This is a genomic window from Hungatella hathewayi WAL-18680, assembly GCF_000235505.1.
GTDB classification, from domain to species: domain Bacteria; phylum Bacillota; class Clostridia; order Lachnospirales; family Lachnospiraceae; genus Hungatella_A; species Hungatella_A hathewayi_A.
On record NZ_JH379028.1, the window covers coordinates 504,849 to 516,942 of the forward strand.

Consider the following 12,094-nt stretch of genomic DNA (forward strand, 5'->3'; position numbering starts at 1 on the left):
AGCATCGGAGGTTCCTCCGATGTGGATATGGCTGGCCAAGGAGGCTTACAAGCTAGCTTGACGCCGCCTTGGCCAGCCATATCCCCGCCGTCTTGAACTGTTACGTTCCATTATAATCTACTTTCCCTCAAAATGGAATCCGCCTTCTTCATTTTATAAAAATAATACGGCACGATGGGGATTAGAGCGGCCATCCAGGCGGCTGGGTCGGACAGACAGACACCTGCGTAGCCGGCGATTCCGCTGATAACCACAACCACTCCCGCCCTGGCCAGCAGCTCGAAGACGCCGCCGAGCATAGGCACCAGGCCGTAGCCAAGGCCCTGAAGTGCATTTCTATATAGAAAAATACTTCCCAGGAAGGGATAACACCAGGACACCATCCGGAAATAGGTGAGGGCCGCTTCCATCACCTGGGTCTCCGCTGGGTCCACAAATATCATGATGAGATATTTTCCGAAAAAATGGATGGCAAACATCATCAGCGCACTCCAGATAAGAATCAGTATCTGGGTCACTTTGACGCCCTCCTTCACCCGGTCCATCCGGCCGGCCCCACGGTTCTGCCCCACGAAGGTGGCAATGGTGGCGCCAAAGGCCACAAACACGGTGCAGACAATGTTCTGTATCTTGCCTCCGGCGGAAAATCCGGCGATGTAGACCGAGCCAAACACGTTGATAGCCCCCTGGACAATGATGGTTCCGATAGCCGTGATGGAAAACTGCAGTCCCATGGGAATGCCGATGGCAAGCAACTGGCCCATGCTCCTGGCCGACGGCTCAAAGTCCGGTTTGTGCAGCCTTAAAATATCAAACTTTTTGATAATGTACAGCAGACAGAGCAGTGCGGAAACCGCCTGGGCGATAACGGTGGCATATCCACATCCAACCACGCCCATCCGGAAATACACGATAAACACAATATCCATGATAATATTCAGCACCGCCGATATAATCAAAAAATACAGGGGCGACTTTCCGTCTCCCAGGGCGCGCAGCACGGCGGCCAGCGCGTTGTAGGCGGCTGTCACCACCAGTCCGGCGTAGATGACGGCCATGTAGGAGCCGGTCTCGCCGATGATAGTCTCCGGCGTATTCATCATCCGGAGAATGGGATAATTCAGGATAGAAAGCCCTATGGTCATTACAACGACAAACGCCACGCAGAGGTAGATGGACTGGGCCAGATAATGGCGCATCCTGTCATACCGTTTCGCGCCGAACTGCTGGGCGATGATGATGGCGAAGCCGCTGGTGATCCCATTTAACCATCCGATGACCAGGAAGATTAAAGAGGAGGTACTGCCGATGGCCGCCAATGCATCCACGCCGATGAAACGCCCGGCGATGATGGAGTCTGCCAGATTGTAAAACTGCTGAAATAAGTTGCCTAAGCACGTGGGTATCATGAACCCGATGATGAGCCTGAGCGGACTCCCTTTTGTCAAATCATTTGTCATGTCATTGTACCTGTTACGTTGACTGCCTTTCTGTCTCGAATTGGTGCATACTGCCGATTCCCCGGTTTAGCCCGGGAACGGCGCGATAGTCTCATCGGAGGAAGCCGCCGTCGTTGGAGCCGCCGCGCTGCTTTCCTGTGCCGGTTTTGTTGTCTTGGTGGTGTTACTGCTGCTGTTGCCGGTGGTTTTCTTGGCCGCCGTGGTCTCCTTCGCCGTGTCCGGTTTGGTGGTGGACAGGTAGGATTTTGACACGTAAGCGGAGCCTCCGTTGTAGGAAACGCGAATCCAGCCGTTGCTGGTCTCTCCGGTGGCCTTCACGTCCTGTCCCGGTGTCAGACCGCCCACTACGGCGGAGTCGGTAGATGCGCTCTCACGGACGCGGACGCTCTTGGTGGCGTACATGGTCTTGCTCTCGATATCTTTTACGGTATAATTGGCTGCTGCCTTGGTTGTGGACGCCGCTTTGGTGGTCGTGGCCGCCTTCGTGCCGGCCGCCGTGGTCGATGCGGACGCCTGGCCGGAGCCCTGAGGTGTCAGGCTTTCCGATGTCTCTACCGGAAGCGTTTCCAGGGCGTCGGTTTCGCCACTGCCATTGCCGCTGCCGTTGTCATTGTCTATCTCTATGGTCACCGGCTCCCGGGCCGCGGTGGTCATTCCCGGTGTGATGGGAACGGTCTGAAACGTCTCCTCGGTGCTGGTCTGTCCCTCCGTCGGGTCCTTTGTGGATGGGGAAATGAAAATGCTGCCGATTTTTATCACCACTATCAGCACTATCACTACTCCGCCTAATACCGCCATTTTTTTCATACGTGTCTCCTCCATTGTCGTGTATCGTATCTGTTTATTTGTGTGATGTTATCGATTGTAATGTCGATTTTCTTCGTTTCTGTTTCGATTTTCTGCATGTCTTGCAGTCTCTATGTAGACTGGACGTGGCTTTTTTCTTCCTGCCAGCGCTTGTCGGTCTCTTCGTCCAGCTGTCGTCTCATCTGCTGGAGAAACGGGTCGTCCTTAAAATAGGCAGCGCCGTATTCCAGATTGAAATCATAGTCAAAGCCCGGGGGATTCTTCCCCTGGTTGTGCTGGATGATGGTCTCCGCCTTGTCAAGTGCTTTCACCAGGTGGGCCTCCGGCGAGGAATTGTCATTGTACTCCTGCCACAGCGCCATCATCGCATCCCGCTGCCCTTCCGGTAGCAGCCCAAACACCTGCCGCACCGCGTCAAGCTCCATCTGATACTTCTCACCCGCATCCGGCAGTGATGCCGCCGAAATATCTCCGTCATATATCTCACCCATATCATGAATCAGGCACATCATCAAAACCTTCCGCCCATCCAATCCCGGATACTCCGTCAAAACCACCCCCGCCAGCAAAGCCAGCCTCCAGCTATGCTCCGCCGTACTCTCCCCCCGCCCGCTGGAACTCCAGGCGGTGCGGAGAATAGACTTCAACTTCTCCGCCTCTTGGATGAAGGAGATGTAACTAGCAATATTCTCCATTTACTGTACCTCGAATGATTATTTGTTGGTTTGTTTCTTTTTCCATTTTATCATAGGATGGGAGAAAATTCTATTTAAGAATGTTTAAATATATATTTACTAAATTTTTGCAAAAAACCGGTTATTCCGCATCCGGCAGCTGTCCTCCGAGTAGGGCACCCGTTTCCGGGGGAACAAATCGTTCATCTTCTGGGCCACCTTGATCCATGGAAGGCCGTCCAGATAATAGAGGCGGAACATGGTTCGCAGATCGGACTTGTCAATGCTCTCGATATCCTCCTCCACCTGGCACATCAGCCCCAGCAGCTCCCTTTCCTTGGTCTTTAACCGGTCTTTTAACAGCTCCAGCATTTTCTTCTTGGAGTAAAATTCCGGCACCGGATAGCCGGTAATCCGGATGTTTCCGTAGGTGCCGTCCTTTCTGCTTCCCTTCACCGTGTCGGCCACCTGGTGTGGGGCGCTCAGAAATTTCTCCAGCTTGACGATTCGTTTTCTGATATCCTTTATCTCTTCCTTCACTTCGCTGTACTGAATAAATGCATTTCTGTCCATCGTCATCCTCCTCCATATTTTTCATTGACACACTTACCCGGCAATGATATACTGTTCTTATCGAACATTTGTTTGGTTTTTGTATTTCACTAAATTTTACCGTTAACGGTAAGCTGTGTATCTAAAATACTATACTTAACGGTAAATGTCAACCGATTTTTTACCGTTAAGTATTAATTTTAGTTTGACTTTTTTATTCTTTCCCGGTAAACTGTTATCATAAGGAGGTTTACTCAGATGGGGTTAGAAAAGATAGCGGAATATAAGAAAAAACTGGGCATTACCACGGAAGAGCTTTCCAGAAGGTCCGGCGTCCCACTGGGGACTCTCAACAAGATTTTAAGCGGGGCCACAAAGGACCCGAAGCTGGAGACGCTCAAGGCCATTGCCAGGGTGCTGGGGCTGTCTCTGGACGATTTTGACGATGGCGGGGAGGCGGAAAGCAAGCCCACCTACAACGATGTCATCACGATTTACACCCGCAGCAAGAACAACCTTTCCCAGGAGGAAAAGATGAGACTCGCCCGCATTATTTTGTCGGATGACGAGGAATAGAAGACGGAAGTGACAGCGGCAGATATCCGGTGCATGGATATGGAAGGAGAACAGGGATATGAAGAAAGAAAATATGATTTGGTATGACAGAAAACGCTTGTGGTGCGGTCTTCCGTGGACCTTCACCAAGTATGGCATGGATGAGGGCCGTCTCTTTGTGGAGACCGGATTTCTCAACACTAAGGAAGAGGAAGTGCGGCTGTACCGCATCCTGAATATCAGCCTGAGCAAAAACCTGGTTCAGCGCATCTTCGGGCTGGGCACTATCCATGTTGACAGCACGGATTTGGATTTGAAATGTTTGAAAATCACCAACATCAAGCACAGCGATCACGTGAAGGAACTGCTCTCCGGCAAGGTGGAGGAGGAGCGCATGCGCAACCGGGTCAGCGCGAGGGAGTATATGCACAGCAGTGAGGATGAGGATATCGCCGATGTGGATGACGACCACCAGGACTATGATGAAGATGACGGAGATGAGCATTAAAGATTATTTCTCTATGCTGAAATGCGCTATCCGTTCTTTGGAGTCATAATGCCTTGTCAATCAGTCGTTCCGCTGCATTATGCGATAGCACGGCATCGCCACACTGTACGATAGCCTGGCATCGTCGCACTGTACGACAGTCCGGCATTGCCACATTTTTTGACAAATGAAATCCCAGGCACTTTCCGTCATACCACCGACGGACTGCCTGGGGATTGTTTTATATCCCAAGATATTTTAATGACAAATCATGTAATTCTGCTGCCAGCTTCTCATTTCCAATCGCCCTGGCAATCGGCAGATACCATTCCACGGTTTCCCTGGCTTTTTTCTCCCACGCCTCCCGGCTCATGGCTTCCAGCGTCCTCATGTTGTGCAGGCGGCCGGCCAGTTTCACAAGCACGGCCTCCCACTCCGTCATATCCACCTGCCCTGGCGCAAACAACTTTACCGCCTCTAAAATCTTCACAATCCGTGGAGAAAATTCCCGTTCCAGCTCCCCCGGGGTAATCTCCGTTTTCACCAGCACCTCACTCAACAGCCCGGACACCACCGTGTCCTCATCTCCCTCCATCTCCGTCAGCAGAATGGCCACATTGATGGGGTGCGTCACATACTCAACCCCCGAATACCGTTTCTGCCCCTCATGGGCCCGGCAGGCGAACTCATACGCCTTCTCTATCCGCCCTCTCTCATAATCCAGTCCCTGCTCCCCGATGGAAGCCCACAGCCTGTCGTACAGTTCCTCCTTCGATTCATGGCTCCCAGTCTCTTCCAAAAATACATGACTCATGGCATTCCCTCCTTGAATTTCCGTCATCTGCATACGGAATCCTCTCAACAGGGCGGGTGGAAAACCGAATTCCCCAGTAAATGCTTTCGTGAACCCGCTGTGGGACTGATACCCCCAGTCCAATGCCGCGTCCAGCACCTTCCTGCCGCCAAGAATATCCTCCGACGCCCGAATCAGCCGCCGTTTTCTCACATATTCCATCACCGGCACTCCCGCTTCCTCCCGAAACATTCGGGAAAAATGAAATACGGAATACCCGGCGTGGCCCGCTATCTCCTCCACCGTCAATTCCTCCGCCAAATGCCTGTCGATGTAGAGCATGCTCTCCAGCACAACCGATTCCCTTTCCATCATCTCCACCCCCTGTTTCTAAGTTTCCTCCACGTGGTAATCCCATTATAAAATGCCGTCAGTCATATTTCTTTTCCTATTCTGCTATTTTAATGCTTCCTCCACTGGAACCTCCAGCCCCGCCTGATATCCCTTGCCAAGCTGGTGTCTCGCCTTCCGGTTCTCCACGGTGTCAAAAATGATGGAGAAATCATAGTCCTCCGGGTACAGTTCACTGGCGGCCACCTTCAGTTTCAACCGTTTGTGGCTGATAAGCTTCTTCTCCTTCTGAATCTGCACCAGCACATCCCCGTTCCGGTCCGCCGGTTTCACCACGATGCCAATCACCTGCTCCGGCGACACCGTCACGCTGTCGCCCCTGGTAAATGTTTCCCCGTGGACTGCCTCCCGCTTCACCGCAACCTGCTTCTCTATATGAGGGGTCTTCTGCTTCCAGGCATTCTTTCGCCCCTTTCCGGCATCCCCGGTATCCACAGCATTTCCGGTATCCAGTTCCAATTCCCGAATCAGCCCGTCCGCCTGCTCCCGGTAGGCTTCCCTGGCCGCCATCAGCAGCACCTCGTCCGGCACGCCCAGCCGTTTGGCGATGTACAGGGCACAGCTGTCCCCCGACTTTCCTATCTCCAGCCGGTACTGAGGCCTTAAACTCTCCCTATCAAAGGCCATTCTGGCATTAACAATCTCCGAATGTCGCTCCCCGTACTCCTTCACCTCCGGGTAGTGGGTGGTCACCAGAAAAAGACAGCCGCTCTTACGGAGTTCCTCCAGAACCGCAATGGCGATTCCCATTCCCTCCGCCGGGTCCGTGCCGGAACCCAGTTCGTCCAGCAGCACCAGACTCTCCTCGTTGACCGTCCCAAGAATCTCATTGACCTGGCGGATATGGGCCGAAAATGTGGACAGGTTGTCGGAGATATTCTGCCCGTCCCCGATGTCGCACAGCACCTGGCTGTTCATGGCGATATCCGCCTTCTCGCAGGGCACGTGGAGACCGGAGCAGGCCATCAGACTCAACAAGCCCACCGTCTTCATGGCCACCGTCTTGCCCCCGGTGTTTGGCCCGGTGATAACAATTCCCCGGATGCCGCGGCCAATCTCAAAGTCCAGCGGCACACATTCCTCCTCCCGGAGCATGGGATGTCTGGCCTGTTTCATCCGGATATACCGCTCCGTGTTCAGCTTCGGCTCTATGGCTCCCATTCTGGCGCTGAGTTTGGCCTTTGCAAAGATAAAGTCCAGCAGAACCACCACCCGGATGTCTTCCAGAATCTCCGCCTCATGCTCCGCAATCCTATCCATCAGCGTGTAGAGGATTCTCCGCTCCTCCGTGTCCTCCTCAATCCGGCAAAGCTCCAGGTTCTCCCGCAGCTTCGCCACCGCCTGAGGCTCGATAAACAGGGTGGAGCCGGTGGAGGATTTGTCCACCAGCATTCCCGGTACCTTGGATTTGTACTCCTTTTTCACCGGAATGCAGACTCTCCCGCTGCGGTTCACCACGAAGGAGTCCGCCACATAGGCCTTGCCGGCCCGCAGCGCGCTCTCCGCCTTCTCCTTGATTTTGCCCTCCAGCGTCTGAATCTCCCGCCGGATATCCCGCAGTCCGTTGGAGGCGTAATCGTCGATTCTGCCGCCACGGACCGAGCGGGCAATCTCCTCCTGAAGCTCCCGGACCTCCGCCAGATTATCCCCGTAAAAGGCAAGACCAATCTCACTATCCTTCCCCTTCTCCAGATACACCTGCATCCGCCGCACGGCCACCAGGAAAAATCCAATCTGCTCCATATGCTCCGGCAGTAAAAGTTCTCCCTTCACCGCCTTTTCCACATACTCCTCCACGTGCTCCATGGCCGGAAATGGAGGCGCCCCCAGCGCGTCCAGCAGCTGCCTGGCCTGGGTGGTGTCCCTCATGTGTTTCCTCAGCTTCGCCTCCGACAAAAATGGCGCCAGTTCCCCCGCCATCTCCCGCCCCTTCGGCGTCACCGCATATTCCCTCAATTCCTCAACAATGTTACCATATCCTAATAATTCAAATGTTGTTCGATTCAATGTTTCTTCCTCTTTCCTATCTGTCAAATTTTGTCAACCTGCTATGCTCCGTCGACTTCTCTATCGCTCTTTGCCAATCTACACATAAAAAAGAGAATAAAAAAACCTATGAGCATCCACAATAACATGCCACATAGGTCCTACTCCGGGAATATGAGAAAGAGATTTTCTGTGCTGTGCAATTCTATCATGGATTTATGGCATGCCAAAAACAGCCTGAAACACCAGACGCTTTCCGCATACGACTCATAAATTTATTTACTCTCCATCATAGAAACACTTAACAAAAAATTCTCCCCTTTCTGTTTTATACTAATCCATAGTATACACAGCCAGCGGCCGCCTGTCAACCGAAATCTCTCCGATTCCGCTCCGGCGGCCTGCTGTCTGCATGTTACTGAATCGTTCCGACAATCGTGATATCTCCACTGTCAAAAAATCCGGTGCAGTTGTAAGCCCAGGTTCCTTTTGACAGGCTGACCGTTCTGGTCTCATCACTGCCGCCGATTGTAATCCGCTGTTCCTCGTAGGACGGGGAGAACAAAAACAAATCCACACTACCCTTCACATTGGACTTGATTTCCAGCGTCAGCACCTGTCCATCCTCCGCCTCAAAACTGGAGGAATGGATAATGTTTGTCTGTCCCGGATTATTCGTTAAATTTATAACTACTCCATCTGGCACCCCATCCTCCGCTGTCGCCGCGTAAGCCCCGGTAAAGGCCGCCGCACACAGCAGCATTACCGTCAACAGCAGTGTACCTGCCGTCCTTAATCCTGATTTCTTTTTCGCACTCATAATGGCACCAATCCTTTCTTTTAACATTTCCTTATTCTCGTTTAATGTGACAGACGCAAGCGTCTCCCCATAAGTTCCGGCTTGATTCATGGCATGGAGCAATGTCCTTCCATACTCCTGCGGGCCGCCATCCTCCAGCGTTTTGATAACCGCTTCATCACAGGAAAATTCGCAGGCCCTGTTGATCTCCCGGCTCATCACGTACACCAGCGGGTTAAACCAGTGCAGACAAACCGTCACCTGAACCAGCCATTTGTAAAACATATCACGCCGCCGGCAGTGGGTCAGTTCGTGCAGGACCGTGTAGCGAAAGTCATGTTCCGAGATGTCAGTGCCCGGAAGCACGATGCAGGGGCGGAAAAAACCGATTAAAAGCGGGGAGGAGATCAGGGGATTGACGCCAAGTTCCACCGGCATTTTCACCCCTGCCTCACCGGCCAGAACCGAGAAATGGTCCAGCAGTTCTACATCGTCCACCAGCTTCCACCCGGCTTTTACATAGTGTACGAAGCTCTGGTAGACGGTGATTTTCCGCACCAGAAGGAGCAGGGCGGCCACCAGCCAGACCAGCCAGAGATGATTGGCCAGCAGCGTCACGATATCCTGGATTGGCTGGCTGTCAAAAGCCTGACTCTGCGGTCTGCTGTTCCCATCCTGCTCCTGAATCGGCCACTGCTGTGGCTGGGGCTCCGTCTGGGAAGACGTGGAATCAACGGTCTGCAGCACATGTCCCACCAGATTCATTTCCGGGGCAAAGGGAAGCAGCAGCCGGGCAATGACCAGCAGCCAGATATAATACTGCCACTGCCTGCTTATCCGGTCTTTCCAGAAATGTCTGCCCAGGAACAGAATCAGAATCATCAGGGAGCCGGAAAGGGACAGGGACAGAAATACCTTGAACACATCATTCATCCGCCCGGTTCCCTCCCTCCAGCATGGCTTTTAATTCCCTGTATTCCTCGTCAGTCAGCAAATCACTCTGAATCAGGGTGGAAACAAGACCTTTGGCATTTCCCTCATAGACCTTGTTCAACAGATTTCTCGTCTGCGCCGTCTGGTATTCTGACTCCGATACAAGAGCGGTGTACTCGTTTCTGCGCCCTGTTTTCTTTGCCTTTAGGTACCCCTTGTCCATCAGGCGGGACAGCAGCATGATGACCGTATTTTTCTGCCAGGTTTTGCCTTTTACCGCCAGTTCCTCCATGATGCTGGCAAAGAGAGCCGGTCCGCCGTTTGCCCATATGATTTTCATAATTTCCAGTTCCGCATCCGATATCTGCTGCTCCATTGTTGTTTCACTCCTTGGTTTGTATAACATAGTGTTATTCTAGCTTCTGATAATAGAATAACATCTTGTTATACTATTGTCAATCCCTGGATTTCGTTACAAAAAATAACCGGCCGATATGATTCATCGGCCGGCCATCTACCGGATGGGGATATAGATATCCATCTCGGAATCCGGATTGTCAAATCCTAAAAAACGTTCATCGTACCCCTCGAAATCTTCCCGGTCATCCAGCAGCTCTTTCGTGTTGAAGACCCAGGTTCCCCAGATGTAATCAAAGGTTTTCTTAAGACTTCCAAGGCTGCCTTTGTGGGTGAACACCGCGTAGCGTCCCCCTTTCAGGGTCTTTGCCACGAACGGCTCCGGCAGGTCCTCAAAGGAATCCACCTCAATCCCGGCCACCTCGGAAAACAGAATATCATCGTTCATGGTGAGAAGGGAGTTGTCCTCCCGGCACGCCTCGCAGATGCCAAGACCCAGGCCGCCGGCTTTGGGGTGGGGAATCTCATTTCGCACCGCCATGAATTCCTGCCACAGCTTGGGAATCACATTGTCCCGCAGGGTAGTCCGGCCCCGCAGGCCCGCTGCTTTGATGTCGGGCAGCTCCACCAGCTTAGGATGGACGGTGATGCTGGCGGCCCGGTGCCTGATCAGCTCTTCGCCCAGCTTCTCCTTGTTGCTGATGATTAAATCCAGACGGTTTTTCCGGTACACGCTGGGACTCATCCGGTACACCGCCTTGAAGGCACGGCTGAACGCCTCGCTGGATTCAAAACCGTACTCCATGGCAATGTCAATGATCCGCTGTTCGGAATAGATGAGCCGCTTGGCCGCCTCCGCCAGACGGCGGCCCTTTAAGTAGCTGCCAATATTCTCCCCGAGAACCGCCTGGAACTGTCTGGTGAGATGGTAGTAGGAGTAGCCCGTGGCATGGGCCACCTCCTCCACCGTGATGTTCTCGCCAAGATGCTCCTCAATATATACGATGGCCCGCTGTAATGTATCCAGGTAGTTCATATGACAACTGTTCCTTTCTATTTGTTGCTGCTGTTCTGTTTGCTGCTGCCCTGTTTCCCTTACTCTACTGTGTATTCCTGCTCTACTGCCCGTTCCTCTTCTACTCGATCGGCAAAAACTCCCCAAACTCCCTCTGAAACGGCACATTGTGAACCTCGATTTCCGTCATGGAAGTCTGAAGCGGCTCCTCAATTCCATACACCTTCCAGCCATTGGCGGCCTCCCCGCCCCAGCACAGCTCAATCGTCCCGGCCGCCGGGCTGATGACCATGCTCTTGGTTGTCCCGAAAAATGCTTCATAAAAATGACAGCACATCCCCTCCGGGTACATGGACAGCAGCATCTCCTTCAACTGCTCTCTGCCCACCTTATCGCTGTGATCCATCTTCTCCCGAATCCAGTGATACCGCTGAAGGGAGTGGCGCATGGCCACCGGCTCACAGGCGATTAATTCCGGTATCACCTGATGGTTGGTGGCGCACAAATACTGCTCCCCGCCATCCTCCGGTATCCGTTTCACCGCCATGCGGCCGTCCAGTGTCTCCACCAGCGCAATCCGCCCGCTCTTGTCCACCAGCATTAAATTCAAGTTAAATGCAATCGGCATCTCCTTCACATAGGCAAGGGCTTCCTCCACGTCCCGGCAGTTCTCAAGCAGCGCCCGGATAACCGCCCAGTACTGTAATCCATTCACCTTCGTCCGGCGCATCCCCTGCTCCGCTCCCACCGGCATACCGCAGGAACTCATGGTGACCGCCAGCCCGCACTCATTGAATCCGTCCTCTCTTCCAAACAGAAACACGCTGGTCCCCATATGCCGGTATTTCCCAGGAACACTGGTCCTCACAAGGGTAAAATCCTCAAACATAGGATTGAATTCATAATTTCTCGCCAGCAACGGTTCCCCGCTCTCCGTCATGGACGGCAGCACCGCAATCTGGCTGCAGTTAGGGCGAAGGTTCGTCGTCGCATAGAAGGCAAGCTGGCTGGCCGGCACCTGAAGAACCTCCGCGAACCCTGAAAGCTCCTCATTGAACCCCGGACACCACCGCTCAAACAGAGCCATGGCCTCCTTCGCCTTCTCCTCCCCGCTCCCCGGATAGACCGCCGTGTGCAGCGCCCGCAGCTGCGGAACTCCCGCAACGATCTCCCCCAGTTTTCTCCCAATCTCATAATTGCTCCCCGCAAGTTCCATGGTTTTTGTCATACATTTCATGTTTCTTCTCTCCTCACTCATTTTGATA

Annotated in this window: 12 protein-coding genes; 2 read left to right on the plus strand and 10 right to left on the minus strand. The window is 53.1% G+C overall.

The annotated features are described in order from the left end of the window. Nucleotides 1-110: 110 nt before the first annotated feature. The 4 genes from HMPREF9473_RS18110 to HMPREF9473_RS18125 form a co-directional block, all read right to left on the minus strand. A complete protein-coding gene (locus HMPREF9473_RS18110; protein WP_006781645.1) occupies nt 111-1,460 on the minus strand; it encodes an MATE family efflux transporter in 1,350 nt (449 codons plus the stop codon). Nucleotides 1,461-1,526: 66 nt separating this feature from the next. Further along, nucleotides 1,527-2,267, minus strand: coding sequence for an SH3 domain-containing protein (locus HMPREF9473_RS18115; RefSeq protein ID WP_006781646.1), 741 nt, complete (start codon nt 2,265-2,267; stop codon nt 1,527-1,529). Nucleotides 2,268-2,377: 110 nt separating this feature from the next. Next, complete coding sequence (locus HMPREF9473_RS18120) at nt 2,378-2,962, minus strand: HD domain-containing protein (protein WP_006781647.1); 585 nt, start codon at nt 2,960-2,962, stop codon at nt 2,378-2,380. Nucleotides 2,963-3,061: 99 nt separating this feature from the next. Continuing rightward, on the minus strand, nt 3,062-3,514 hold the full coding sequence (locus HMPREF9473_RS18125) for a hypothetical protein (protein ID WP_006781648.1): 453 nt from the start codon (nt 3,512-3,514) through the stop codon (nt 3,062-3,064). A 237-nt stretch (nt 3,515-3,751) separates the two neighbouring features. Here HMPREF9473_RS18125 and HMPREF9473_RS18130 point away from each other — a divergent pair, with 237 nt between their 5' ends. Continuing rightward, nucleotides 3,752-4,069 carry a helix-turn-helix domain-containing protein gene (locus HMPREF9473_RS18130; protein ID WP_006781649.1) on the plus strand — a complete coding sequence of 106 codons (318 nt, stop codon included), beginning with the start codon at nt 3,752-3,754 and terminating at the stop codon, nt 4,067-4,069. Between the two features lie 58 nt (nt 4,070-4,127). Then, the gene (locus HMPREF9473_RS18135) at nt 4,128-4,556 is read left to right on the plus strand and encodes a PH domain-containing protein (RefSeq protein ID WP_006781650.1); all 429 of its coding nucleotides are present in this window, start codon (nt 4,128-4,130) and stop codon (nt 4,554-4,556) included. Between the two features lie 220 nt (nt 4,557-4,776). Here HMPREF9473_RS18135 and HMPREF9473_RS18140 read toward each other — a convergent pair whose 3' ends face one another. The 6 genes from HMPREF9473_RS18140 to HMPREF9473_RS18165 all read right to left on the minus strand — a co-directional run bounded on the left by HMPREF9473_RS18140 (nt 4,777) and on the right by HMPREF9473_RS18165 (nt 12,066). Beyond that, nucleotides 4,777-5,703, minus strand: coding sequence for a helix-turn-helix domain-containing protein (locus HMPREF9473_RS18140; RefSeq protein WP_006781652.1), 927 nt, complete (start codon nt 5,701-5,703; stop codon nt 4,777-4,779). Between the two features lie 81 nt (nt 5,704-5,784). Continuing rightward, a complete protein-coding gene (locus HMPREF9473_RS18145; protein WP_034859613.1) occupies nt 5,785-7,746 on the minus strand; it encodes an endonuclease MutS2 in 1,962 nt (653 codons plus the stop codon). Between the two features lie 394 nt (nt 7,747-8,140). Then, the gene (locus HMPREF9473_RS18150) at nt 8,141-9,457 is read right to left on the minus strand and encodes a M56 family metallopeptidase (RefSeq protein WP_006781654.1); all 1,317 of its coding nucleotides are present in this window, start codon (nt 9,455-9,457) and stop codon (nt 8,141-8,143) included. Beyond that, on the minus strand, nt 9,450-9,833 hold the full coding sequence (locus HMPREF9473_RS18155; protein ID WP_006781655.1) for a BlaI/MecI/CopY family transcriptional regulator: 384 nt from the start codon (nt 9,831-9,833) through the stop codon (nt 9,450-9,452). Before HMPREF9473_RS18155 ends, HMPREF9473_RS18150 begins: the two co-directional genes overlap by 8 nt. A 138-nt stretch (nt 9,834-9,971) precedes the next feature. Continuing rightward, nucleotides 9,972-10,850 (minus strand): AraC family transcriptional regulator, encoded by an 879-nt coding sequence (locus HMPREF9473_RS18160; protein WP_006781656.1) that lies wholly within the window; start codon nt 10,848-10,850, stop codon nt 9,972-9,974. A 100-nt stretch (nt 10,851-10,950) separates the two neighbouring features. Further along, nucleotides 10,951-12,066 (minus strand): C45 family autoproteolytic acyltransferase/hydolase, encoded by a 1,116-nt coding sequence (locus HMPREF9473_RS18165; RefSeq protein ID WP_006781657.1) that lies wholly within the window; start codon nt 12,064-12,066, stop codon nt 10,951-10,953. Between the last annotated feature and the right edge of the window lie 28 nt (nt 12,067-12,094).